Raw genomic sequence first — 25,339 nt, 5'->3', positions numbered from 1 at the left:
AATCGGTAGAATGTATGCAAAATCCGTTGAACCGATTGCGTTAGGCAGGTGATAGGCGGCATAATCTTGCCGGTTCCAACAGCGGAGTGGACGCATGCCGTGGGTATTTAAAACTGAGCCTGGCGAATGCAGCATCGATGATATTGGTGCTGCCGGAGCAGATGGAGTCATCTGGGAAGGTGTCAGAAATTATCAGGCAAGAAATTTCCTGCGGGATCAAGTCGTTGTTGGCGATTTGGTGTTGATCCACCATTCCAGTTGCGCAGAGATCGGCGTTGTCGGCATCGCACAAATAACTGCTGCTGCTTTTGCAGATCCCAGCCAGTTTCAGCCACTGAGCCAATATTTCGACCCGAAGGCCTCGGCAGAGAAATTTGCGTGGTTTGCCGTCAAGGTGAGTTTGGTTGAAAAGTTTACAAGAGTGCTCACACTGGCCGAGCTTCGTGCTTGTCCGGGGCTTGAAGAGCTGGCACTTGTAAAGAAAGGCAACCGGTTATCGGTAATGCCGGCAACAAAACAACAATTCGATCTTGTACTTTTTTTAACCAAGACATAGAGTGTATAAAACCAGCGGATTTTCACCTTGGGACTGTGCTGGTTTATGGAGTAACACAAATGATGGCAGCATTATCAGAAGATCGTCGTGATCAGCCCAAAGATTTAAATTATTTTTGGAATGAACTGAATATGGCGCAAAAGTTTTCGGTCGCCGAATTGCAGCGCTTTGGTTACGAGCTGGCATTTGTCAGACGCAGCCCAAGTTTCAGCATGGCGGTATTAAGAGCCGGTGATCGTATCGCAGCGGTCGATCAGGATGGCCAGATTGACACAGAGCCGAAAGTAATTATCCGCCACTAAGCGATTCTGGCAGAATAGATCAGGCCAGTTCTGGCCTGGTTCTCGTTGTTTTTATGGATTCTTTTACACTCTGCTCTTTCACCAGTGCCACTGCCGCCTGACATAGCTGCAAATACCCGGCAAAACTGTTTTTCTGCCAGCTTGGAATAAGTCGGCCATGCCGGTGAATAAACACTTCCAGCTCGGTATAGCCATCACTATTGTATTTTTTGCAATAACGCTGCAGAGCTTGGGCAATCGGTTGAGGCCGCAATACCAGTTCACGACATATCACCGGAATAGCCTGACATAATTGTTCAATATGTAATACTTCGTTGGGATTCAGCCGGGTTGATGTACGTTCCTGTCCGAGCTGCAGCAACAACATCTGGCAACATTCTTCCGCCAGTTCATAAGTCAGTTGCTGGACATGAGATGCTTCCTGATCCCGCAATTTAAATTGACTTAACAAGCGCTTATGTTCTTTGGTCAAACCATCAATTTTAATAACCAGCACTACGACAATCAGAAAAAAACCGATAAATACCAACACCGAACCCATATCGCCTCATTTGGCCACCTTGTGCGGATGGCCATTATTTTGTTTTAAGAATTTTCGCACTACCACCTGCTCGTGTGGGGTTGGATTATACCATTGAAATAAAACAATTAAGTGACGCCGGACAAACTAGCCTCCGGCGTTGCTGATTATTTCGATTGCTGGGTCCGGATATACTTCGCGACTTGTTGTTCCAGCACCGGCAGCGGCAGACTGCCATTTTGCAACACAACATCATGGAACTGGCGGACATCAAACTTGCTGCCTAACTTCTGTTCTGCTTCTGCGCGCAGGCGTTTAATGGTGATCTCACCCAATTTGTAAGACAAGGCTTGCGCTGGCCAACTGATATACCGATCCACTTCGGTTGTGACGTTATGCATCGACAATGCTGTATTGCTGGCAAGGAAATCAATGGCTTGCTGCCGCGTCCAACCCATAGTGTGCATACCGGTATCCACCACTAACCGGCACGCGCGCCACATTTCATAGGTTAAGCGACCGAAATTACTGTAAGGATCCTGATAAAACCCAACTTCTAATCCCAAAAACTCAGAATACAAACCCCAGCCTTCACCAAAAGCTGATGTATAAAAACTACGGCGATATGACGGCAAGTTGGTTTGTTCATTCGCCAATGCCACTTGTAAGTGATGGCCAGGAACCGCTTCGTGCAAAGTCAGCGCTTCCAGCTCGTACAACGGACGACGATCTAACGCATAGGTATTCACCCAGTAAAAACCAGCCTCTCCCGGTTCACGACCACCTGAATAACGGCCAGTGGTGTACTTCGGAGCAATTTCGGCCGGTACAGCTTCAACACCGTAAGGTGTGCGCGGTAAGGTGTTGAACAATTTAGGCAGTTGAGCGTCAATTTTTTTCGCCAGAAATGATGCTTCTTTTAACAGCTGCTCCGGCGTGGTGACATAAAACTGTTTGTCGGTGCGCAAAAACTGAATAAATTCAGCGAAACTACCTTTAAAGCCGGTTTGCGCGATGACGGTAGCCATTTCGGCACGAATTCGGGCGACTTCACTCAAGCCAATCTGGTGTACTTCGGCCGGGGTCATTTTTAATGTGGTGTAGTGTTCCAGCCGGTTTTGATAAAAAGCTGCACCATCAGGCAGCGAGCTCGCTGCAATATTGTCTCGGGCGGCTGGTAAATACTCACCGACAAAAAAGTCATAATATTGCTGATAGGCTGGCTGAATTTGCTCTGAAATAATGGTTCGGGCTTGTTGTTGCAACTGTTGCCACTTCGCAGCCGGAATGGTTGCAACGGGTTTTAACAGCGGGCGGAAAAACACACTTTGATCAATATCCTTTTGAATAAAAGATAAAATGCCCTGTTCATAGCCGGCTAACACTGCTTTTGGCTGAGTGTAACCTTTGGCGATGCCCTGGCGCATCCATGCTGTTTGTTGCGCCATATAACGCGGTACTGTACTGATTTTTTTCAGATATTTCTCAACATCTTCCGCAGTTTTGAACTTGCTGCCGGATAACATAAAGATCACGTCGCTATGAAAACCGGATTCTGCGGTTAACGGCATATAATGGCTACCATAATTGTATTCATCCACCTGATTCTGCAGGCGATACATCAAAATGGTGCGGTTAATCTGATTTTGCTCCGACAGCGTTTTCACATCTACGGCAGCCAGTTCAGCCAGTAATTGCTGCAGTTGCTGATGGGTTTTCGCGCCGGTTTCAGCCGACATGTCGGGTAACATCTGGTTGTCGTTCCGCCCAATGCTTTCCACTTTTTGCCATATGCCATTGGCTAATATGTCAAAGGTCTGGTTGGGGTCTACTTTGCTGCTGGCGCAGGCCGTTAATGTCGCGCACAGCAACAACAACCATAATTTTTGTTTCATATTTTTACCCATTGAATTTCATTGATAAGGTAATTGTATACATTACTCTACGCAACGGCTAAACCTCTTGCCTGACAATTCAGCGTTTTGACCGGATTTTATGCAGCAATTCGGTATAAAGTGCAGTTGAATTGCAGCAAACGACTGATAATTTTGTAAAAATTCTAAAAATATACAAAATTATCTTGGCGGAAGCAGGCTCTGTAGTTATTTTAAAGACTTGTATACGCTCAGATGTGTAGTAGACCTTGCGTTCAGCTGGCATTTCCGTAACATAAGGGCATTCATTTGCGCTAAGTCTATGTAGTATCCACTGGAGTTTTACTTGGCATGATGTATCAGGATTCAATCGATCAAGCGAGCGAAAAGGCGGCGTTGGCGCTGGCTTTTTTGCAACGGCATCGTTTGGCAGCACACCCGGTAAACTTCACTGTAGGTTACGACTATATCAGTGGCGTGAACGCCGAATTATGTCACGCCATCGAACAAAAGCTCGCTGCCCACATTCCCTTTGACGACTTCGTAATGGCGGAGTTGTACAGTAACTTTATCATCAGTACCAGCAAAGAAAACGAACAACTGGTCAATCAGGTCAACCAAATCGTCAGTAAACTCACCGGTAGTTCTGAGCTTGCCTCTGAAGCTATTACTGAATATATCGGGGTGTTGGATCACAGTTTACTGGCATTAAAAACCGATGACCCACATCAGGCGCGCGATACACTGCATCGTCTGCTCGATGCCACTTATGATGTCCGAACCAGCCAGCAAAAATTACGCGACCAATTAAAACACTCGACTGAACAAAGCCAGCAACTGCGCAACGAATTGGAAGAGCTGAAAAAAAGCCGGCAGGTTGATGCCTTAACCGGGCTCTATAACCGACTGGCAATGCAGGAACAGGTCGATGAATGGTTGACCAATGATCCCAAACGACGGATTGCTGCAATTGCCGTGGATCTTGATCATTTCCGGCAGTTTAATCAGGACTATGGCTTTAACATTGGCGATGTCATCCTGTCGAAAGTCGCAAAAAAAATCAGTGCATATGTCCAGGAAAGTGGCATGCCCGTGCGGGCAGGCGGCGAAGAATTCCTGATATTACTGCCGGATGTGGATTTACGCACCGCCAGCGAAATTGCTGAGCAAGTGCGTCGTGGTGTCGAAAAATTACGGTTTGTGTCATCACGCAGCAAAAAAGCTTTACCGAAAGTGACGATTTCGTTGGGCGTGACTTTGTATCAGGCACAGGAAAACTGGCATCAGTTCCTGGCAAGAACGACGTCAGTGATGAATGTCGCGAAAAAACGTGGCCGGAATCAGGTCGCAACTGAAGCCATGGTATAAGCCACGGCAATGAGTGCTCCCCTGTTGAAAGATCTGATCGACGTGGCGTTTGTTCAGCGTTTGGGCGATGCCTGTCAACAACTGCAGCCAACATTCGATAGCACAGGATTCGTCACCACTGTCGTTGACGAGAACTACCCGGCATTGGAACTCAAAGCGCGCATCCGGCGGGTGGCGACAATTTTGTTTCAGCAACTGGCGCTGCCTTTTGCTGAAGCCTGTGACGTATTAAAACCACTCAGCAGCCAGTTCGGCGGGATCCAGGGGTTTGTTTTCCCGGATGTTGTGGAACAATTTGGCCTGGAGCAACCGCTCATTGCTCTGGCCGTACTTGGCCATTTCACCCAATTTTCTACCAGCGAATTTGCCATCCGGCCTTTTATCATTCGTTATCCGGAACTGACTTTGCCGCAACTAGCGCTGTGGGCGCAAAGTGACAACCACCATTTACGCCGCCTTGCCAGTGAAGGCAGCAGACCCCGATTACCCTGGGGGCAGGCATTACCACAATTTAAAAAAGACCCTTCTCCACTGCTGCCGATCCTTGAACAATTAAAACAAGATCCGTCCGATTATGTCAGACGCAGTGTCGCCAATCATCTGAATGACATCAGTAAAGACCAGCCAGAACTAATGCTGGAGCTATGCCAGCGCTGGTTCGGACAACATCCGGACACCGACTGGATCGTTAAACATGCCCTGCGAGGTTTACTTAAACAGCGCCACCCGCAGGCATTACAATTGTTTGGTTATCAACCCGTGGCGGTTCAGGCACAACTGCAATTAGCCAGCAACAGAGTGGCGATGGGTGAGCGCTTAGTTTTTGAGGCGGTGCTTAGGCAACCTGCCGAACACACCGGTAAACTCCGACTGGAATATGCCATTGATTTTGCGAGCAAAACAGGCAAGGCACGCCATAAAGTATTTCAATGGCTGGAGCGGATCGTCAGCGAACCGGAATTAACGTTACAGCGTAGTTACCTGTTCAAAGACCTGACAACCCGGAAACATTATGCTGGCGAACACCGGCTTTATCTCATCGTCAACGGCCAGATTGTCACCAGCCAGAGTTTTCTGTTGGAAAGTGACGGCTAAGCAGCACGCCAACACTACCAACGCAGTTTTATTGATGGTCAGTAGAAACCCAAAATCATTGAAGTTGCAGAATGGCAACGGTGGAACCGCGACAAGTGAGCGAGACTGGAACGCCAGCCCGGCCCAGGAGCATAGTTGTCCTATGTGACTGGGTCGGACTGACGCTTCAGCGAACGAGCGAGGTCGCCACGAAGTGGCAACAACCCTGCAGCTTCAAGGACGACGGGTTTTTGATTGGCGGCACCGGCCAGATCTCTTACACTAGCACCAGTTTATCGCTGGCAAAGGCCCATTTATGACAGAGCAGCATCAAGACGCAGCAACCACTGCTTCCAACAACACCACTCACTTTGGTTTTAAAACAGTCGCCGCCGAAGAGAAAGTCTCGATGGTCGCGGGCGTCTTTCATAGCGTCGCCGCCAAATATGACGTGATGAACGACCTGATGTCACTCGGCATTCACCGGTTGTGGAAAAGATTCACCATCGACTGCAGCGGCGTGCGCCCTGGTCAAAAAGTGTTGGATTTAGCCGGCGGCACCGGCGATTTAACCGCATTGTTTTCCCGTCGGGTCGGCCCAACCGGTCAGGTAGTGTTAGCGGACATCAACGAATCAATGCTGAACGTTGGCAAAGACAAACTGCGTGATTTGGGTCTGGTGAATAACATAAGTTATGTGCAGGCGAACGCCGAAGCTTTGCCTTTTGCTGACAACAGCTTTGATATCATCACCATCGCTTTTGGCCTTCGGAACGTCACTGATAAAGACGCCGCTCTACGTTCAATGTTCCGGGTGTTAAAACCTGGTGGCCGTTTACTGGTGCTGGAGTTTTCCAAACCGACGCAGGAATGGCTAAGCAAAGTCTATGACGTCTACTCCTTTAAACTGTTACCAGCGATTGGCCAGCTCGTCGCCAATGACCGCGAATCTTATCAATATTTAGCAGAATCAATTCGCATGCACCCGGATCAGGCAACGCTGCAACAGATGATGGACGCAGCAGGTTTTGCCCAAACCAGTTACCACAACCTGACCGGTGGTATTGTCGCACTCCACCGCGGTTATAAGTTCTAAGCAGGCGGATGATGCTGACCCAGTTGTTACCTGCACTTTTACCTGCACTCTGGCCAAAAATGTTGCCGAGCCTGTTGTGCTCGGTGGCCGAGCCGGTGCTGAATAAAGTCATCGCGCTGGACCCGGCGGCACTGGCTCGATTGCAGGCATTACAAGGCCGGCAATTGGCGTTTGAACTGACCGATCTGAAACTGCGGGTAGTCCTTACCGCGCAGCCGAACGGGATCTGGTTGAATCAGCACCGCGAAGCGGTTGATTGTGTCGTCACAACCAATCTGGCTAGTTTGCGCCAACTGCGTGATCCAAGTCAGTTGACCCGGCTTATTCGCGAAAACGCTTTGGATATCACCGGCGACTTGCAGCAACTACAGAAATTTAATGATTTTTTTGCCAAGCTCAACCCGGATTGGGCTGAACATTTGTCAGGCTACATCGGCGACGCCGCGGCACATAAAGTAGCGCTGACCTTACAACAATTACAGCAGCTGCTGCAGGCAAAGTTGCAGCTGGCCGATCAAAGCGTCACAACTCTGTTGCAGGATGAATTGCAACTGAGCCCGGTATCCGCTGAGCTGGCACAGTTCAGCCAGCAAGTGAGTCAGCTAAACGCCCGCACCGAAAAATTGGCACAGCAACTTAAGCAGTTGAAGGGGAAATAAGTGAGTCTGAGCCGTTTTTACCAAATTCAAAAAACGCTGTTGCAGTACGGCCTCGACGAACTTGTCCCGGCGCAGTGGCAGCCTTGGTGGGCCAAAGCGGCCCGGCATTCGATGTTCTGGCTGCAAAATCAACATCCGGATAAAACCGTTGGCGTGAGGCTACGACTGGCGTTGCAAAGTCTGGGGCCGGTTTGGGTCAAGTTTGGTCAGATGTTGTCGACCCGCCGTGATTTGTTTCCACCTGAGCTGGCCGATGAACTGGCAAAACTGCAGGACAAAGTCGAACCTTTTGATGGCACTCAAGCACAAAAGCTGATTGAAAAGGCGCTCGGGCTCACTGACATCAGTGATTTATTCTGTGACTTTGCCGTCATACCGCTGGCATCAGCCTCTATTGCCCAGGTCCATACCGCACGGTTGAAACAGCCAGATGGCACTATCGCCGATGTGGTGATTAAAGTGATTCGGCCCGACATCGAACGGCAAATTCAGGCTGATTTAGAACTGATGGCCGATTTAGCCATCATGGCGGCAAAATTTTTACCGGATGGCAAACGACTCCGACCACGGGAAGTGGTGGCCGAATATCGTAAAACCATCCTCGACGAACTCGATTTACAACGCGAAGCCGCCAATGCGATTCAGCTGCGCCGCAATTTCGAGAATTCAGAGTCTTTGTATATCCCCTTTGTTTACAGCGACCACAGCCGTTCGAATGTGATGGTAATGGAACGGATTTATGGCATTCCGGTCTCCGATAATGCGGCACTGGAAGCGCAGGGCACCAACATGGAACTGTTGGCGCAACGTGGTGTTGAAGTGTTTTTCACCCAGGTATTTCGTGACAGTTTTTTCCACGCCGATATGCACCCGGGCAATATTTTTGTCTCGTACAACACACCGCATAATCCGCAATTTATCGGTATCGACTGCGGTATTGTCGGCACTTTAAATCGCGAAGATAAAAGATATCTGGCGGAAAATTTTGTGGCGTTTTTTAACCGCGATTACCGCAAAGTGGCACAACTGCATGTCGATTCCGGCTGGGTACCTTTTGACACCAGTATCGAAGAATTCGAAAGCGCCATCCGCACTGTGTGCGAGCCGATTTTCCAAAAGCCTTTGGCTGAAATTTCGTTTGGCCAGGTGCTGATGAACCTGTTTAACACCGCCCGGCGTTTTAATATGCAGGTGCAACCACAGTTGGTGCTGTTACAAAAAACGCTGTTGTATATCGAAGGACTGGGCCGGCAGCTATATCCACAACTCGATTTGTGGAAAACCGCCAAACCATTTTTGGAAGATTGGGTAAAACAGCAAATGGGGCCTTGGGCCATGCTGATGCAAATTAAGGAAAACTTGCCGTTTTGGGCGGAAAAGTTGCCGGAAATGCCAACGTTGCTGCACAGCTATTTGCAGCAACAACCAAAACAACAGCAGCAATTGCTGCAGCAACTACAAGTGTTGCAACAGCGGCAAGTGCAACAAGGGGCAGATTTGAAACTGGCCGTTCTGGCTGGAGCCGCTTTGCTGAGTGCCACAGTGCTGCTGGCCACAGGCTGGCCGCTATTGGCCGCACCGTTAGCGGTTTGCGCTTTGTTTTTTGCAGCGAAGGCGGTATTGTCATAATTATTTCTTACAATTGCCGCAACCTGCTTCAGCAGAACATATGACCCCTGCAACTACGACAACGCAGGGTATGTACCTTAAATCATTGACGATGCAGGTAAGCGGCAATTGAGCAAATCCCCAAGAGCATAGTAGTCCTATGTGACTGGGGGAGTGAAAGCGGCAACACCCCTACAACTTCAAGGATGCAGGGTATAGTGTTCTGGCGGCGCATCGGCGTATACTAATCATCTACAGTTTCAAAGGATATTTCTTATGGGTTTCGGTGGTATCAGTATTTGGCAATTGTTGATCATTCTGGTGATCATTGTGTTGTTGTTTGGAACTAAGCGTTTACGCAATATCGGCACTGATTTAGGCTCAGCTATTCGTGGTTTTCGCAGCTCAATTAAAGATGGCGAAGCAGACGCAGCTGAAGATGCTACTTTTGCTGCAGAAGCGCGTAAAGATCCGGCGGCTGTCAGTAACCAAACCTCAGCAGCACAACCTGCTGCCGACGCCAAACCAGCTTCAACCACCACGCAGAATAGTTCCGGTTCAGATAAAATCTGATGAGCTTCTGGGAACTGGTATTGTGTGGTGTGGTCGCGTTGATTGTACTTGGGCCGGAACGGTTGCCAGGTGCAATCCGCAGTACCAGTAAGTTTATCAATGGTATTCGCCAGTTTGGCCAGCAAATGAAGGCCGAACTGGGAGATGAATTACGGGCTCACGAGTTACACCAAAAGCTCAAAGACGCGGAAGAAAAAGGTTTGCTGAATCTGACTTCCGCGGAAATCAGTGCCTTAACTGAATTACGACAGGCAGCAGCAGACGTGACTCAGCCTTATGGTCCGGCAGCCGCAACGATACCCCAACCTACTCCTGTGCCGAGCGCCCCTGCTGTTGAAACTACAGCGCTAACCGGATCACCAGCTAAACCAAATGAACACAACCAAGACAAACCAGGCGTCGCCTAATAGCCTGATCGGGCATTTGATTGAAATGCGCAACCGCTTACTGAAAAGTATTGCGGCTGTAGTACTGGTGTTTATTTCATTAGCGTATTTTGCCAATGATATCTATCACATCCTGAGCATGCCGTTGATGAAAGTGATGCCGGCTGGCGCCAGTATGATTGCCACCGATGTAGCAGCGCCATTTTTTGCGCCATTTAAACTGACGTTTATCGTGGCCTGCCTGATTAGCGTGCCCTATATTCTGTTCCAGATTTGGCGCTTTGTTGCGCCAGCCCTTTACACCAAAGAGAAACACCTGATCGCACCGCTCATTGCCTCCAGCACCTTGTTGTTTTATGCCGGTATTGCCTTTGCTTATTTCCTGGTGTTTCCGATTATTTTTGGCTTTTTCACCAGCGCAGCGCCGGAAGGAGTCACCATCGCCACCGATATCAGCAGTTACCTCGATTTTGTGCTGAAACTGTTTTTTGCTTTTGGTTTAAGTTTTGAAATCCCGGTTGCCATTTTGTTGCTGATTTGGACCGGCGCGATGACTCGCGAGCAACTCATTGAAAAACGCTCATATTTTATTGTGATTGCCTTTATTATCGCGATGTTTCTGACCCCACCAGATGTGCTGTCACAAACTTTGTTAGCTGTGCCAATGTGTTTGTTGTACGAACTGGGTATTTGGCTGGGACGTTTTTATCAACCAAAACCTGATGAAGATGACGCCGTAGATGAAACCGCAGAGCCTGCAGCACAAATCGAAAATAAAGCGGACCAACCGCACCAATAGAATAGGATTGTTATGCATTTAAGAATTTGTGCTGCGCTGCTACTGATGTCGCCCGCAGCCTTCGCCAACAGCGTTGATTTAAAAACTCAGTTACAAAGTTGCCAGCAAATATCCGACGAAGAACAACGTCTGAACTGCTTTGATCAAATCGTTAGTCAACTCGATCGCGTTGCACCACAACAATCGGTGACCACAACAATTGCCAGTGTCACAACCACGGGCAAGACGGCCGAAACAGTAGTAGAGCAATCGGCTCCAACGCCGCCAAAACAAGAAATGGCGGCGGAATTTGGTTTGAAAAAGCCAAGACCGGACGCAGAAATTGAGGAAATTACCAGCACCGTCAAAGCCATAGCCCAGGATGTTCACAAGAAGTTACTGATTACTTTAGAAAATGGGCAGCAATGGCGGCAAATTGATCGAGAGTACCTGAACATCCAGGCCGGCGATCGCTGTGTGGTAAAACGTGGCGCCATCGGTTCCTTTTTATTGGGAATTGAAGGGACGAAAAAGAAAATCCGGGTGCGGCGTGTCGAGTAGTCCATTTTGCTGGTTTGATGCCGGAGTCAATCTGTTCAGCCAGCAATTTGATCAAGACCGTGACCAGGTTGTGGCACGTGCCAAAGATGCCGGCGTGCAGCAACAACTGTTGATTAGCAGCGACCTGGCAGAAACGGTGCTGAATATTGAATATTGCCAGCAGCACCAAGGATTGTTAACCACCGCAGGTGTACATCCGCATCAGGCGGCAGCCGTTGCCGTTGCCGACGGCTGGCTACCTCAACTCCAGCTCTTGTTGCAGCAGCCGGCAGTCGTGGCCGTTGGCGAATGTGGCCTCGATTTTAACCGAATGTTTTCCACCAAAGATCAACAAATCAGCGTTTTTTCTGCACAACTTTCACTTGCCAAACAACTGCAAAAAGCGGTTTACTTACATGAACGTGATGCATTTCCTGACCAGTTGGCATTATTAAAGCAGTATCAGATTGACCACGGCATCGCCCACTGCTTTACCGGAGATGCCTTGCAGCTGAAAGCTTATCTGGATTTAGGTTTGTATATAGGGATCACGGGATGGCTGTGCGATGAGCGCCGCGCCACAATGTTGCAGGATGCGTTACAGTATTTGCCATTGGATCGTTTGATCCTGGAAACGGATGCACCTTATTTGCTGCCACGTAACCTGATACCCAAACCAAAATCGCGCCGCAACGAACCATCTTATGTCAGCGCGATAGCCCACCAGATTGCGCAGTTTCGCGGCTGGAGCATTGCCGATATCGCCCGGCACAGCCACCAAAACGCCCAATCATTATTCTCAAGGTCGTCATCGTGATCACCATCGACCGGCTGGAACAGTGGCTCGCAACTATCACCCTTTATCCGGTGCATTTTCTGTTATGTAGTTTGCTCAGTTTTAGTCTTGGTGCTGCGATTTGTGCCTTTGTGGTGTACCGTCGTCAACTGCATTGGCAACGCGAGACCGCCGAGCGGTTGGAAGACAGTATTCAGACCCGCACTTTCGAATTACAGGTCGCCCTGAATGAATTGGCCGATAAAAACCGTATTTTGGAAGAACAAAATACCCTCGATGCCATGAGCGGCGTGCGCAATCGTGCTTATTTTGATAAAAAGATTCAGGCCGAACTCAAGCGCAGTCGCCGTGAACAAAGACCATTGGCGATAGTGATGTTGGACATCGACCACTTCAAGCAAATCAACGACAATCACGGCCATCTGGCGGGCGATGCGGTGATCCGAGGCGTGGCGCAGCGTATTCAGGATCTACTAAAACGCAGTAGCGACTACGTTTGCCGTTACGGCGGTGAAGAATTCGCCCTTATTTTGCCCAATACCGACGCCGAAGGTGTGCTGGCGCTGGCCGAACAAATCCGCCACAACATTGCCGAACAGCCTTTTGACACCGAAATAGGTGCTTTGGCAGTCCACATCAGCGCCGGTTGTTTTGCCAGTATCGCCGGCTCTGAGATGGTGAGTACTGATTTTATTCACGCAGCCGATCAGGCGTTGTATCTGGCAAAAACCTCTGGTCGCAATCAGGTTAAATTATCAATGGCCGCCGTGGTTGAAGCCACTGCAGTGGCGGTCGAAGGAACCCATGATGAACTCGTCAACTAGCTATTTCCCGGCAGCCCGCTTACGGCGGATGCGTCAACATGATTTCAGTCGCCGTTTAATGGCGGAAAACCAACTGACTGCCAATGATTTAATTTATCCGATGTTTATTATTGAAGGCGACAATAGCCGCGAGGCCATCGCTTCCATGCCGGGAATTGAACGGCTGACTTTAGATTTATTGCTTGAAGAAGCCAAAGAATTAGTCGCACTCGGCATTCCGGCCATCGCTTTATTTCCCGTGACGCCACTTTCGAAAAAAACGTTGCTGGCAGAAGAAGCTTATAATCCGGATGCATTAGCGCAACGAGCCGTTCGGTTATTGAAGCAGCACGTGCCGGAACTGGGCATTATTACTGACGTGGCACTGGACCCTTTTACTACCCATGGTCAGGATGGCATTATTGATGAGTCCGGCTATGTTCTGAACGATATCACCACCGATATTCTGGTCAAACAAGCCTTATCGCATGCCGAAGCCGGCGCTGATATTGTGGCACCTTCTGACATGATGGACGGCCGAATTGGCGCCATCCGCGAAGCACTGGAAGCTGCCGGTTTTCACAATACCCGTATTCTGGCGTACTCCGCTAAGTATGCTTCGGCCTATTATGGCCCGTTCCGTGATGCAGTTGGTTCCGCCGGTAATTTAAAAGGTGGCAATAAAAAGTCATATCAGATGGACCCTGCCAACAGCAATGAAGCACTGCGCGAAGTGGCGCTGGATTTAGAAGAGGGCGCCGATATGGTGATGGTGAAACCTGGTATGCCGTATCTGGATATTGTGCGCCGGGTGAAGGACGAATTTGGGGTTCCGACGTTTGCCTATCAGGTCAGCGGTGAATACGCCATGCATATGGCCGCGATTCAAAACGGCTGGCTGGCTGAAGAAGCGGTGGTGATGGAATCGTTATTGGCCTTTAAACGCGCCGGTGCCGATGGCATTCTGACTTACTTCGCGAAAAAAGCGGCTATTTGGTTAAAAGGCTAAAAATTTCTGGGGTCCGGGTCAATTGTTAACAGATTTCTGTTAATAATTGACTCGGACCCCAGTTTACTTCAGTTGCAACAACCAACCGGCCTGTTGCTGATAAGCCACTTCTTGCTCCAGCTCAGCCCGCATCAACGGATGTTGCTCTAACCAGCCTTTGGGCAGTGTCAGCGTCAGACTTTCCGCTTGCGCGCAAATTTCTACCTCAGGTAATACTTCATGGCGCCGGCGCATCGACAGCACCACCGACAACCGCAACAGCCGGGTCAGCCGCACTGCTAACAGCACTGACGTCATCGTTTGGCGGGCAATAATTTCGCGATTGATATCCGCACGATGGTTATACACCAGCGCCATCAACAGTTGTTGTTGGGCACGGGTAAAGCCAGGCAATTCAGTGTGGCTGATGATATAAGCGCCGTGATGATGATGATTTTTGTATTCGATCAGTAATCCGAGCTCATGCAATAAAGCTCCGGATTTAAGCATGCTCAGGCCTTCAAATTTACCGAGTTGCCACTGTGCCTGCAGCTGATTGGCCAGTTGCAGCGCCATTTCTGCCACCCGGTTGGCATGTTGCTCGTCGATGTAATACCGCACCATCAGACTGGCGATAGTCCGGTTACGGACATCCATATGCTGCAATTGCGGTAGCATGCCATACAACACACCTTCGCGCAGTGCGCCACCGGATAAGGTCATACCCGGAATGTGTAATTTGCGGAACAAGGCTATCAGGATCGAAAGTCCAGACGGAAATACCTGCTTACGCTCTTGTGCCAGTCCGACCAACGTCAGCTGCTCCAGCTGACCACAGACTAAGGCTTGTTGCAAAATGCCTTCTAAGCGCGCCAGTGTGATCACTTCGTCCTGCCCCTGCGCCACCAGAATTTCCTGCATCGCCTGCACTGTGCCGGAGGCACCAACGGAAATCTGCCAGCCGGACGCAATAAACTGCTGCGCGATGGTTTCAACTTCGGCTTCTGCTGCGGCAATCGCTGTATTAAAATTATCTTCGGTCAGCAAACCATCAGCAAAATAACGGTCCAGATAAGTCACGCAGCCCATATTCAGGCTGGCCAGCAATAAAGGTTCAAAACCGGTGCCAACGACAATTTCAGTCGAAGCGCCACCGATATCAATGACTAAGCGGTTGGAATCACAATTGGAGGTATGGGCAACGCCGAGATAAATCAGCCGGGCTTCTTCTTCGCCAGCGATGATTTCAATTTGATGGCCGAGAATTTTTTCAGCTTCAGAGAGGAAAACTTTGACGTTACGGGCAAGGCGTAAAGTAGCAGTGCCAACGATCCGGATATTGGCCGCCGGAATATCCTGCAGTCGCTCTGCGAACAGCGCCAGACATTCCCAACCACGATTCATCGCTTTTTTACTGAGCACCAGGCTGTCATTCAGACCTGCAGCCAACCGCACTTTGCGCTTGACCCGGCCTATCACCTGCACACTGCCGCCAACCACTTTCACCATCAACATGTGAAAGCTATTAGAGCCGAGGTCAATCACAGCATAAATATCTTCATGCTGTGATTGCGCAGGTGTCGCAACACCAGGCTTAACGTGGTCTGGCGCGTTGTGGTCTTGGACCATTCGGATTGCTACGTCCTGCATTACGCGCTTGTCCCGGACGACGACGAACCCTGGCTTTTGGCTGGATTAAGTCGGTCAGTAAGGCTTTGGCATCATATTGGGTGACTGCGATTGGATGACGGATGTAATCTTCAATGGCGGTCAGATTTAACGCGTAACGTTCACAGGCAAAACTGATGGCTTTGCCACTTTCGCCGGCACGACCAGTACGGCCAATGCGGTGTACGTAATCTTCGCAGTCATCTGGTAAGTCAAAGTTAAAGACATGACTAACCATCGGAATATGCAGACCACGGGCAGCAACATCGGTCGCTACCAGAATATCCAGTTTACCGGTGGTGAAATCATCCAGAATTTTTAAGCGTTTTTTCTGAATAACGTCACCGGTTAACATCCCAACACGATGGCCATCGGCTTCGAGCCAGGCGAAAATGTCTTCGCACCAATGTTTAGTATTGGCAAACACTATGGCTTTATCCGGCCATTCTTCTTCCATTAAGCTCAGCAACAATGGAATTTTGTGCTCGCTTGAAGGGTAAAATAATTCTTCGCTGATCCGGCTGCCGGTCATTTGCTCTGGGGCAATATGAATATGTTCTGGCTGATTCATTTGCTCGAACGCCAGTTCCTGAACCTTGTAAGATAAAGTTGCTGAGAACAGCAGGCTTAATCGTTCGGTGGCAGGCGGCATCCGGCTGAACATGTAGCGGATGTCTTTGATAAAGCCCAAATCGAACATGCGATCAGCTTCATCCAGTACCACCACCTGAATTTGTTTCAGGTCGTACAGACCTTGTTTCATGTAGTCAATCAGGCGGCCAGTGGTGCCAATTAAAATATCTGCACCATTTTCTAATAACTGGCGTTGAGAATCGTAACCCTCGCCTCCATATATCAGAGCAAGCTTCAGACCAGAATGTTTTGCCAGTAATAAGGCATCGGTATGGATCTGAACCGCCAGTTCACGCGTAGGAGCCATAATAATGGCACGTGGTTGACCTGAACCTCGTGGTTCATGGGTCAGCAGGTAATGGAAAGTGGCAGTCAGAAAGGCCAGGGTTTTCCCGGTACCGGTCTGTGCCTGACCTGCGATATCTTTACCGGCCAGTGCCAGTGGTAAACACTGTGCCTGGATCGGCGTACAATTGGAGTAACCTTGCGCAGCGAGTGCGGCAAGAACCTGAGGTGCCAATGCAAAATCGGCGAATTTATGCTGAGTGAGGTGTGTTTTATTCATACCGGCTTAGCATAACCGTTACGCTTGCAATAAGGAACAGTCAGGATAAAATTGATGCCAGATTTTTCACTGGTGCAAACAACGGTTTGGGTTAACCCAAAATGATGCACCCTAAAACAGCTGAATATTGCAGTAACCCTGCCCAGCCCTATCGGAGAGTACAATGAGCGAACATATTTTACAGGTTTCTGATGACAGCTTTGAGGCTGATGTATTAAAAGCTGAAGCACCTGTGTTGGTAGACTTCTGGGCTGAATGGTGTGGTCCATGCAAAATGATCGCGCCAATTCTGGCCGATGTGGCTCAGGAATATGCTGGCAGAGTAACAATTGCCAAAGTGAATATCGACCACAACCCGGCCACGCCGCCAAAATTTGGTATCCGTGGCATCCCAACTTTGCTGTTATTCAAAAACGGCCAGGTTGCAGCGACCAAAGTTGGCGCGTTATCTAAAACTCAGTTAAAAGAATTCCTCGATTCAAACATCTGATTTGAATCCTGGGATCTGACGAATTATTAGGCGTATTTTTGTACGCCTTTTTTCTGCCAGCTGCTGGACGGCCAAAACTTATCCTGCTAAGGTGTAGCTCAGCAACTTCTCAAATAACCCGCTTCCTCGTTGGCTAATTCAATTCTGAAAATCAATTGCTCAGCGAAAAGCTATCTTTCTGTTTTGATACACAAGAACCCATCAATATGCATTTAACCGAACTGAAGCTGAAGCCGATTAACGAGTTGGTTGATCTGGCCGAAACCATGGGCCTGGAAAATATGGCCCGGCTGCGTAAGCAAGATATCATTTTCGCCATTTTGAAATCTCATGCCAAAAACGGCGAAGAGATTTATGGTGACGGTGTCGTCGAAATTCTGGCCGACGGATTTGGCTTCCTACGTTCTTCTGACAGTTCTTATTTAGCTGGCCCGGACGATATTTACGTCTCGCCAAGCCAGATCCGCCGTTTTAACCTGCGTACCGGCGACAGCATTTCCGGCCTCATTCGCCCGCCGAAAGAAGGTGAACGTTATTTTGCCCTGCTCAAAGTCAACGAAGTGAACTTCGGCCGTCCTGAGCAAGCCCGTAACAAGATTTTATTTGAAAACTTAACGCCGCTGCATGCCAATTCACGGCTGCGGATGGAACGTGGTAACGGCAGTAAAGAAGACATCACCGCCCGCGTCCTCGATTTAGCCTCACCGATTGGCCGTGGCCAACGTGGTTTGATTGTCGCACCACCCAAAGCCGGTAAAACTATTCTGCTGCAAAACATCGCCCAATCGATTGCCGCCAATTACCCAGAATGTGTATTGATGGTATTGCTGATCGACGAACGTCCGGAAGAAGTGACCGAGATGCAGCGGATGGTAAAAGGTGAAGTGGTTGCTTCAACCTTCGACGAACCAGCCAGCCGTCACGTCCAAGTTGCTGAAATGGTTATTGAAAAAGCCAAACGCTTAGTTGAGCACAAAAAAGACGTGATCATTCTGCTCGACTCTATCACCCGTTTAGCCCGTGCTTACAACACCGTGATCCCTAGTTCAGGTAAAGTCCTGACCGGTGGTGTGGACGCCAACGCTCTGCACAAACCAAAACGCTTTTTTGGTGCAGCACGGAACGTGGAAGAAGGTGGCAGCTTAACCATTATCGCGACGGCGCTGGTTGATACCGGTTCCAAAATGGACGAAGTAATTTACGAAGAATTTAAAGGTACCGGTAACATGGAAATGCACCTTTCGCGCAAAATCGCCGAACGCCGTGTGTTCCCTGCCATCGACTTTAACCGTTCAGGTACCCGCCGTGAAGAACTGCTGGCGTCGTCTGAAGAACTGCAAAAAATGTGGATTTTACGTAAAATTCTCAACCCAATGGATGAGACCGATTGCATGGAATTCCTGATTGACCGTTTGCAGATGACCAAGACCAACGACGAGTTCTTCGATTCAATGAAACGGCAAAAAAATAGTTAATCCGAAGCCGGCATAGTTGCCGGCTTTTTTTATACCCGTCATCCTTGAAGATTCGGGGTAGTTGGCCGCCTTCACTCGCCCCAGTTACATAGACTGCTATGCTTTGGGCCGAGCTGGCGCTCCAGGCTCGTTCAGTTGCCGCGGTTCCACCGTGGCCATTCCGAATTTTCAATGATTTTGGGTATCACTCAGAAAACTACCGACTTCGAAATTTAAAAGAGTACAAAAGATGGCACGCGCAAGAATCATTGTTATCGGCGGTGGCGCCGGTGGTCTGGAACTGGCCACCCGTTTAGGCAACAAGCTTGGCCGAAAAGCCAAGGCCGACATCACCCTGGTCGACCGTAATCCCACCCACATCTGGAAACCGCTGTTACACGAAGTCGCAACCGGCACCCTTGACGTGGATATCGATCAGGTCACTTATCGCGCCCATGCCCGGGCGCATGGCTTTGATTTCCAGCTTGGCACGATGATTGGATTGGACCGGGAACAACGTCAGGTCATCCTCGCACCGTTGTTTGACGAAAACGGCGAAGAAATTTTATCTGAGCGTCAATTGAGTTACGACTATCTGGTGCTGGCAATTGGCAGCGTCTCGAACCATTTTGGCACTCCTGGCGTACCGGAAAATTGTATCTTTTTAGATAGTCCGACCCAGGCCAATCGCTTTCATCGCCGCTTGTTAGAAGCCTATTTAAAACTGAATTCACCCGGACATCCGAAAGACAATCTGAATATTGCGATTGTTGGTGCAGGTGCCACCGGTGTGGAACTGGCTGCCGAATTACACCATGCAGCGGCTGAGCTTAATTTATACGGTTTTAGCGATATGAAACGTGATCGCTTAAAAATCAGTGTGATAGAAGCGGGGCCTCGGATTTTACCGGCGCTGCCAGAACGTATCGCGGCGGCGGCCCACAAAGAACTGGTAAAACTTGGTGTGGACGTGCGGGTTTCAACAAAAGTGACTGCGGCGGACGAGCACGGCTTGCAGCTAGGGGATGAGCATTTATCCTCTGAACTGATGGTGTGGGCGGCAGGTATCAAAGCCCCTGATTTCTTAAAAGATTTGGCTGGCCTTGAAAATAACCGTATTAATCAACTGCTGGTGTTACCGACACTGCAAACCACCCGCGACAGCCAGATTTATGTGATTGGTGATTGCGCCGGATGTCCGCTGCCGGATAACAAATGGGTGCCGCCACGGGCACAATCGGCGCACCAGATGGCCAGTGTGGTGGCGAAAAACCTACTGGCGGCCATTCAGGGCAAACCACAACAGGTTTATCATTACCACGACCATGGCTCACTGATTTCACTGAGTCGGTTTGGTACAGTTGGCAATTTAATGGGTAACCTGGTTGGCGGTGCCATGATGATTGAAGGCCGGATTGCACGCTTGGCCTATATCTCGTTGTACCGGATGCATCAGGTGGCACTGCATGGCTGGTGGCGTACCATGATGATTTCAGTGATTGGCCGGATCAACAAAATTATCCGACCACGGCTGAAGTTACATTAAAAGTAGCATTAAAAGTGACATGACCAAGCTGATGATTTGAGTTCAAAAGCCTCTTTTGACCAAAACCGCAGCCTGCCTGCGGTTTTTTTATATCTAAAGTCAGGAACGACGGGAAATTGCTGGCTCATCAAAATACTGAAACTGCCCTTGCGACAACGCTGCCTTGCGTTGTTGCTGGTAACCGGCCGAACGGTCCTGCAGCGGATAGCCAAAGACTTCCAGATGCGCCTGTTCCATCAACTGCTGTAACTCATTTTTATCCGTCAATCCCAACAATTCACCAGCATATAAAAACCCTTCAGTCCGGTGCTTTTCGACAGTGACCGGCTGATTGGCTTTACTTTTTTGAAAAATCTGCAAAAACTGGTTTTTTGCCTGCTGCATAAATATCTGTTTATCCAAGATCATCGCTCCTGTTATGGCGGATTGTCGGCATCTGAACCGCAGCTACCACGCTTCTGACATCAAAGCTGGTGCTGCAAAGCAGACGCAACTCAAGGTAACTTAATGTTTTACAGCAGATTTTGATTCTTTTAAACCGTAATATTGCACATGTCCGCCCCGCGGCAAAACAATTCCAATGCTCAAAGACGGCCAAAAACTTGCGCTGGAACAAAGTCCGGTTCTGACAGTCCACTTAGAATAGTGGACGTTATCAGCTTGATTAAGGAACCGTGATGGCCTTCAGCACTCAGCATAAAGTTTATATTCCGGACACCGCCAAAGACAGCCAGTATATGCTGGCTGAATTTCAGCTTAGTCAGGCATTTTTTGCCTGTTATCCCGATGAAACCAGCTGTTACCGGCAACTCAGCCTACAATTTTTTAAGCTCGCTGATGCCGCCGGACTAACCAATGTGCATTTTATTGCCAACGACAAAATGCCGGTGGTGCGCTTTCACACCGAAGCATTCTGCTTTCAGACAGCAGATCAGATGCTGTTTTTCTACAATCCGGCCTACCACGAAGCCCAACATTGTTGGTCCGCCAGCCATTACCGGGCACGTAAGATCAGTTTGTTATGCTTGGCCACCGGTGCTGAAATACGCAATAAAGCCGCCGAATTTCATCAAAGAGTACGTCAGGTGATATTGGATTTTAAGGCGCTATTACCGCTTACTGATATTCCGGTTAAAATTCGCGACCATCAGCATTTGTCCTACGATTTATTTGCCCGTGCTAAGGGTTGTGACAGTAGCTTCGGCTACAAATTGCGTTCACTACCAGCACGTTATCTTGCCCGTGGCACCGCAGTTCCGGTTGATCATCACACCATGAGCTATGCAGCTGTTAGTTTACCGCTGTGCCGCGAACTGAAGCAGCGGTTATTAGCCGAAGCTACAACTGGTTATGCCAACCTCTATCAAAACCTTGAGCAACAATTTGTCGGTTGTGCCGAAGCCCAGCATCTGACCAGACTGGCATTTATCGCTGATGGCTCAACACCTTTGGTTCGCAATCGCCAGCTCGATAAACCAAAACAAAGTCCGGAACTGACCATGCTGAGTTTTGACACCAGTTCGCCGCAAACGCAATTGATCAGCCAATGGCAGGCCGATCAACTGGTCGATACCGCCCACCTGTTGCTGATTGCTGGTCAGGATGACAACACCGAATTTGGTTATGGCCGTTTTATGAATCAGGTTGAACAAAGCCTGCATGCATTGGCGCAGCAACTTGGGTTACAACCAGAAAAGCAGGATTTAACCGTGCGCTTTCATCAGCATTTGAGTTATCTGCTGCCTTAAAAGGCGATAATGGAGCATCAGCTTTGGCAGTCGTTTTAGCATTTGCGAAGAAAGGTTGCTAAGTAAAGTTGAAAGATTCAATTAAAATCAATTCGTTGATGAAGTATCATCCAGGTCTCGTTGCCACAGCGGGCGGTAACATACCCCTTGTGGCGTTGATTCACTGTGAAACAACACTATTGTCTTGGCTTGTAACCGTATTTGCAACGGCGGTAGTTCAGGCATGGTTTTGCTATGCCGTGCCAGAGTGATATGCGGTTTCAGGTCATGCTGCGGTGGTGTAAAACCATTGGTGCTCGCCACTTGCAGTAGCTGCTGATACAGCTCAGCCAAAGCCAGGTCGACCACGTCACCTGCCAGACACAATACCGCCGGCCCCGGCCACACCTGCCATTCATCCAACAGCACCGAAAAAGCCGGTAACGGTAATGCAGCTAAAGCATCGGTCAATTGGCGGGCCTGGAAGGCAGTGCCTTGCCCGAGAAACAATAAAGTCAGATGCAAGTTGGCTGCAGCAATAGGTTTTGCTGGCGTCGGGATCAACGGCAATATATCTGCCAGCAGCCTTGCATTGGCGGCGTCAGGCCGCACACCTAAAAACAACCGCCGTTCGCCTGTCCAATCCAGGTTTTTAGTTGTCGCGCCTGACTCAGTCTTCATCTGGCAATTGCGTGAACAAAGCACCCGTTAACTTTGATGCTTCTTCGGTTTTACTGGAGGTCAGCAACATGGTTTCTAAGGCGGTCATTTCCTCAACCGTCAGCTCACGCCACTGCCCGACATTTAAGCCCGCCAGCCGCACATTCATGATCCGCACCCGTTTTAGCTTGGTGACATTAAAGCCGAGGAATTCGGTCATCCGGCGAATTTGCCGGTTCAGCCCCTGCCGCAACACGATATTAAAGGTATGACGGGACTTTTGCGTGACTTGACATGGCAGAGTCACCGTCTCCAGAATTGGCACGCCAGCGGCCATTTTTTTGATAAAACCATCGTGAATTGGCTTGTCGACCGTCACTACATATTCTTTGTCGTGAGCATTGCCGGCACGCAGGATTTTATTGACGATATCACCGTCGTTGGTCAGGAAAATCAGTCCTTCGGATTCTTTATCCAAGCGGCCAATCGGAAAAATCCGCTCCGGATATTTCACCGCATCAACAATATTGCCTTTGATCTGCAGCTCAGTAGTACAAGTGATGCCTACCGGTTTGTGATACGCCAGATAAACCCGGCGTGGTTTGTTTTTCAGTGGTTTGCCAGCGACTTCGACGTTGTCGTCTGCTGAAACTTTGGTGCCGACCAGCGCCACTTGGCCATTCACTTTGACCTGGCCCGACTCAATCAGCTTGTCGGCTTCACGCCGCGAACAAAATCCGGTGTCACTGATAAATTTGTTTAAACGAAATAACGAAGCAGCGTCAGTCACTGTCGGGGCACCTGTGCGGGAAAAAGTGGCCAAAGTTTAAGGCGAGGCGCCGGTTTGAGCAAGTAAAGGCCGGTTTTAACTGGTTAGCTAAAGCGTGTTGACCTTTGGTGTATGAATTTTGTTCAACCGAGAGCCGCCTGTCCACCACAGGCACCGCGATGTACGCGGCTCCCGGTTGAACCCTTCGGGCAGCGCTTGGCTGACCTTTCTGCGGCGTTATCGCCCGCTCATGTAGAACAACTACACATCGCGGGCGATGCCTTGCATAAAATCCAGCCAAACTGCTGCAAAACTATCCACCAATGGTCAACACGCTCTAGGGATTTCCAGCGACGCTGCAACCAGCCACGTTGCAGAAACAAGCACCGCCTGACTGGTCAGCTCCAGTTGATCACCCATCCGGCGCACCTTAAATTCGCCGCCCTCGGCTGAACATTGTTGCGCCTGCCACTGCCCCGGCAACTTTGGATATTTTGCCTGCCAATATGGCAACAATGAACAATGCGCTGAACCAGTCGCTGGATCTTCGTCGATACCAATGGATGGTGCAAAATAACGCAGCACATAACAAGGATTGGTGGCCGTGTCGTCAAACGCAGTCACCAGCAGCGCATGCCAGGGTAACTGGCGGATTGCAGAAAAATCAGGTTGATAATCAAACACCTGCTGTTTTGACGCTAACTGCAGAATGAGATCACGACCGCTGGCCGCCGCTACCGTCTGACCTTGGGTGATTGCAACCGGCAATTCATCCACAACAACGGCTGACAACACAAACAACGGTAAACACAGGCTATAGCCTGCAGCATCCTTGCGTACTGAGATGTCACCATGCTGACTGAAAAACTCTACTTGTGACATTTCAGGAAAACGCGCAAACAGCACCGCGGCGGCGGCCAAAGTGCCATGACCACAAAGATTAATTTCCTGCTGTGGGGTAAACCAGCGGATTTGATAACCGCCATCTGCTGGCGCCAGCATGGCCGTCACCGGCTGTGCGCTTTGCAGCGCAAGCTGTTGCAATTGTGCTGGCGATGGGAACTGTGCAAAGCAAATCACCCCCGCCGGATTGCCACCTTGCGGCTGATCGGTAAAAGCCCGCACCAGTTGCAACTGTACCTTCGACCTTTGGCCTGAAGAAACTGCCATGGGTTACTCTGCCCAAATCGCCAGTTGATTGCCGCCTGGCTCCAGAAATTCAAAACGATGGCCTCCAGGAAAACTGAAAATGGGTTTGACGATGGTCGCCCCTATCGCCGTCACTTCAGCCAGACTTTGTGCCAGATTGGCACTTTTTAACACCACCAGACTGCCGCCTTGTGCTGGCGTGGCCACGATGTTCGAGCGGTAAAAACCACCATCGATACCGGCACCAAAAAACGCGATATAGTCCGGGCCATAATCTTCAAACCGCCAGCCAAACAGGGCGTTGAAAAAGTCTTTACTGGCTTGTGGATCCAGGCTTGGCAGTTCGAGGTAATTTATTTGGTCAGGTAAAGACATGCGATTCAAACCTTCTATCGAATGGTGGTTGATTCACACTACCATAAAATCGGGAATTTCAGACTGCGTTAAAAATTCCAAAGGCCCAAAATGCATCAGGGGCACCCTGTAAGTGCCCCTGACGGTTTTGTTTACGGCTATAAGCGCCTTTGCCTTTTTTCGGTTTTTCCACCTTGCTTCGAAACAGCACACTGGTGACTAAGGCTTCTAATGCATTGTGGCAAATGGTGCCACGCCCATGCTCAACAGTACCCTGTTGCGCTTTAGGTATACTTTTCTTCATCGTTTCCTCCATTAAAAACTCAGCGCATTGTAGCAACTTCTGACCCCATCTCAAGACCATCGGCAAGACCTTTCTGACATAATGCCGTGATGATCCTGT

28 protein-coding genes are annotated in these 25,339 nt (G+C 49.4%); 18 read left to right on the top strand and 10 right to left on the bottom strand.

All coding sequences use genetic code 11. From position 1 onward, the window contains the following. The first annotated feature begins 94 nt into the window (after nt 1-94). Both A5320_RS20775 and A5320_RS20770 read left to right on the top strand, forming a co-directional pair. A complete protein-coding gene (locus A5320_RS20775) occupies nt 95-556 on the top strand; it encodes an EVE domain-containing protein (RefSeq protein ID WP_068069787.1) in 462 nt (153 codons plus the stop codon). A gap of 59 nt (nt 557-615) precedes the next feature. Continuing rightward, on the top strand, nt 616-858 hold the full coding sequence (locus A5320_RS20770) for a hypothetical protein (RefSeq protein WP_068069785.1): 243 nt from the start codon (nt 616-618) through the stop codon (nt 856-858). Between the two features lie 19 nt (nt 859-877). On the opposite strand, the gene A5320_RS20765 is transcribed toward A5320_RS20770, so the two are convergent. Together A5320_RS20765 and A5320_RS20760 are read right to left on the bottom strand one after the other, a co-directional pair. Then, nucleotides 878-1,399, bottom strand: coding sequence for a hypothetical protein (locus tag A5320_RS20765; RefSeq protein WP_068069784.1), 522 nt, complete (start codon nt 1,397-1,399; stop codon nt 878-880). Nucleotides 1,400-1,545: 146 nt separating this feature from the next. After that, complete coding sequence (locus A5320_RS20760) at nt 1,546-3,273, bottom strand: DUF885 domain-containing protein (protein ID WP_068069915.1); 1,728 nt, start codon at nt 3,271-3,273, stop codon at nt 1,546-1,548. Between the two features lie 330 nt (nt 3,274-3,603). Here A5320_RS20760 and A5320_RS20755 point away from each other — a divergent pair, with 330 nt between their 5' ends. From A5320_RS20755 to hemB, 12 genes are all read left to right on the top strand, one after another. Next, nucleotides 3,604-4,620: a GGDEF domain-containing protein gene (locus A5320_RS20755; protein WP_068069782.1), complete on the top strand. Its 1,017-nt coding sequence runs from the start codon at nt 3,604-3,606 to the stop codon at nt 4,618-4,620. Between the two features lie 24 nt (nt 4,621-4,644). Beyond that, nucleotides 4,645-5,715 carry a DNA alkylation repair protein gene (locus A5320_RS20750; RefSeq protein WP_197490236.1) on the top strand — a complete coding sequence of 357 codons (1,071 nt, stop codon included), beginning with the start codon at nt 4,645-4,647 and terminating at the stop codon, nt 5,713-5,715. Between the two features lie 295 nt (nt 5,716-6,010). After that, on the top strand, nt 6,011-6,790 hold the full coding sequence (gene ubiE, locus A5320_RS20745; protein ID WP_068069778.1) for a bifunctional demethylmenaquinone methyltransferase/2-methoxy-6-polyprenyl-1,4-benzoquinol methylase UbiE: 780 nt from the start codon (nt 6,011-6,013) through the stop codon (nt 6,788-6,790). An 8-nt stretch (nt 6,791-6,798) separates the two neighbouring features. Further along, complete coding sequence (locus A5320_RS20740) at nt 6,799-7,449, top strand: ubiquinone biosynthesis accessory factor UbiJ (RefSeq protein ID WP_231916803.1); 651 nt, start codon at nt 6,799-6,801, stop codon at nt 7,447-7,449. Continuing rightward, complete coding sequence (gene ubiB / locus A5320_RS20735) at nt 7,450-9,078, top strand: ubiquinone biosynthesis regulatory protein kinase UbiB (RefSeq protein ID WP_068069776.1); 1,629 nt, start codon at nt 7,450-7,452, stop codon at nt 9,076-9,078. A 255-nt stretch (nt 9,079-9,333) separates the two neighbouring features. Continuing rightward, the gene (gene tatA / locus A5320_RS20730; RefSeq protein WP_068069774.1) at nt 9,334-9,630 is read left to right on the top strand and encodes a twin-arginine translocase TatA/TatE family subunit; all 297 of its coding nucleotides are present in this window, start codon (nt 9,334-9,336) and stop codon (nt 9,628-9,630) included. Then, a complete protein-coding gene (tatB, locus tag A5320_RS20725; protein ID WP_068069772.1) occupies nt 9,630-10,037 on the top strand; it encodes a Sec-independent protein translocase protein TatB in 408 nt (135 codons plus the stop codon). The genes tatA and tatB overlap by 1 nt, the downstream gene beginning before the upstream one ends. After that, nucleotides 10,003-10,815: a twin-arginine translocase subunit TatC gene (gene tatC / locus A5320_RS20720; RefSeq protein ID WP_068069769.1), complete on the top strand. Its 813-nt coding sequence runs from the start codon at nt 10,003-10,005 to the stop codon at nt 10,813-10,815. Before tatB ends, tatC begins: the two co-directional genes overlap by 35 nt. A gap of 12 nt (nt 10,816-10,827) precedes the next feature. Then, the gene (locus A5320_RS20715; RefSeq protein WP_068069767.1) at nt 10,828-11,355 is read left to right on the top strand and encodes a hypothetical protein; all 528 of its coding nucleotides are present in this window, start codon (nt 10,828-10,830) and stop codon (nt 11,353-11,355) included. Further along, on the top strand, nt 11,345-12,151 hold the full coding sequence (locus A5320_RS20710) for a TatD family hydrolase (protein WP_068069765.1): 807 nt from the start codon (nt 11,345-11,347) through the stop codon (nt 12,149-12,151). Before A5320_RS20715 ends, A5320_RS20710 begins: the two co-directional genes overlap by 11 nt. Then, the gene (locus tag A5320_RS20705) at nt 12,148-12,954 is read left to right on the top strand and encodes a GGDEF domain-containing protein (RefSeq protein ID WP_231916802.1); all 807 of its coding nucleotides are present in this window, start codon (nt 12,148-12,150) and stop codon (nt 12,952-12,954) included. Before A5320_RS20710 ends, A5320_RS20705 begins: the two co-directional genes overlap by 4 nt. Beyond that, nucleotides 12,938-13,942, top strand: a complete 1,005-nt coding sequence (gene hemB / locus A5320_RS20700; protein ID WP_068069763.1) for a porphobilinogen synthase — start codon at nt 12,938-12,940, stop codon at nt 13,940-13,942. The genes A5320_RS20705 and hemB overlap by 17 nt, the downstream gene beginning before the upstream one ends. Nucleotides 13,943-14,005: 63 nt before the next feature. Here the strand turns inward: hemB and gppA are convergent, their stop codons facing one another. Beyond that, nucleotides 14,006-15,550 carry a guanosine-5'-triphosphate,3'-diphosphate diphosphatase gene (gene gppA / locus A5320_RS20695; RefSeq protein WP_068069761.1) on the bottom strand — a complete coding sequence of 515 codons (1,545 nt, stop codon included), beginning with the start codon at nt 15,548-15,550 and terminating at the stop codon, nt 14,006-14,008. Next, entirely contained in the window at nt 15,516-16,787 is a 1,272-nt protein-coding gene (gene rhlB, locus A5320_RS20690; RefSeq protein ID WP_068069759.1) for an ATP-dependent RNA helicase RhlB, read from the bottom strand. Before rhlB ends, gppA begins: the two co-directional genes overlap by 35 nt. A 163-nt stretch (nt 16,788-16,950) precedes the next feature. Here rhlB and trxA point away from each other — a divergent pair, with 163 nt between their 5' ends. The 3 genes from trxA (at nt 16,951) to A5320_RS20675 (ending at nt 20,277) form a co-directional block, all read left to right on the top strand. Beyond that, nucleotides 16,951-17,277, top strand: a complete 327-nt coding sequence (gene trxA, locus A5320_RS20685; RefSeq protein ID WP_068069756.1) for a thioredoxin TrxA — start codon at nt 16,951-16,953, stop codon at nt 17,275-17,277. 206 nt (nt 17,278-17,483) lie between these two features. Then, complete coding sequence (gene rho / locus A5320_RS20680; protein ID WP_068069754.1) at nt 17,484-18,752, top strand: transcription termination factor Rho; 1,269 nt, start codon at nt 17,484-17,486, stop codon at nt 18,750-18,752. Nucleotides 18,753-18,981: 229 nt separating this feature from the next. Continuing rightward, nucleotides 18,982-20,277 carry an NAD(P)/FAD-dependent oxidoreductase gene (locus tag A5320_RS20675; RefSeq protein WP_068069752.1) on the top strand — a complete coding sequence of 432 codons (1,296 nt, stop codon included), beginning with the start codon at nt 18,982-18,984 and terminating at the stop codon, nt 20,275-20,277. 99 nt (nt 20,278-20,376) lie between these two features. Here the strand turns inward: A5320_RS20675 and A5320_RS20670 are convergent, their stop codons facing one another. Next, nucleotides 20,377-20,679, bottom strand: a complete 303-nt coding sequence (locus tag A5320_RS20670) for a hypothetical protein (RefSeq protein WP_157606171.1) — start codon at nt 20,677-20,679, stop codon at nt 20,377-20,379. Nucleotides 20,680-20,954: 275 nt separating this feature from the next. Here A5320_RS20670 and A5320_RS20665 point away from each other — a divergent pair, with 275 nt between their 5' ends. Next, complete coding sequence (locus tag A5320_RS20665; protein ID WP_068069748.1) at nt 20,955-22,025, top strand: DUF3083 family protein; 1,071 nt, start codon at nt 20,955-20,957, stop codon at nt 22,023-22,025. Nucleotides 22,026-22,112: 87 nt separating this feature from the next. Here the strand turns inward: A5320_RS20665 and thpR are convergent, their stop codons facing one another. From thpR to A5320_RS20640, 5 genes are all read right to left on the bottom strand, one after another. After that, on the bottom strand, nt 22,113-22,685 hold the full coding sequence (gene thpR, locus A5320_RS20660; protein ID WP_068069746.1) for an RNA 2',3'-cyclic phosphodiesterase: 573 nt from the start codon (nt 22,683-22,685) through the stop codon (nt 22,113-22,115). Then, entirely contained in the window at nt 22,675-23,454 is a 780-nt protein-coding gene (gene rluF, locus A5320_RS20655) for a 23S rRNA pseudouridine(2604) synthase RluF (RefSeq protein WP_068069744.1), read from the bottom strand. The genes thpR and rluF overlap by 11 nt, the downstream gene beginning before the upstream one ends. A gap of 306 nt (nt 23,455-23,760) precedes the next feature. Beyond that, nucleotides 23,761-24,603, bottom strand: coding sequence for a PhzF family phenazine biosynthesis protein (locus tag A5320_RS20650; RefSeq protein ID WP_068069742.1), 843 nt, complete (start codon nt 24,601-24,603; stop codon nt 23,761-23,763). A gap of 3 nt (nt 24,604-24,606) precedes the next feature. Continuing rightward, on the bottom strand, nt 24,607-24,957 hold the full coding sequence (locus A5320_RS20645) for a VOC family protein (RefSeq protein WP_068069740.1): 351 nt from the start codon (nt 24,955-24,957) through the stop codon (nt 24,607-24,609). Between the two features lie 58 nt (nt 24,958-25,015). After that, nucleotides 25,016-25,240, bottom strand: a complete 225-nt coding sequence (locus A5320_RS20640) for a ribosome alternative rescue factor ArfA (protein WP_068069739.1) — start codon at nt 25,238-25,240, stop codon at nt 25,016-25,018. Between the last annotated feature and the right edge of the window lie 99 nt (nt 25,241-25,339).

The organism is Rheinheimera sp. SA_1, assembly GCF_001669775.1.
Taxonomy (GTDB): Bacteria; Pseudomonadota; Gammaproteobacteria; order Enterobacterales; family Alteromonadaceae; genus Pararheinheimera.
The sequence above is the reverse complement of the archived record's forward strand: the minus strand, read 5'-3'. Positions and strand labels throughout refer to the sequence as shown.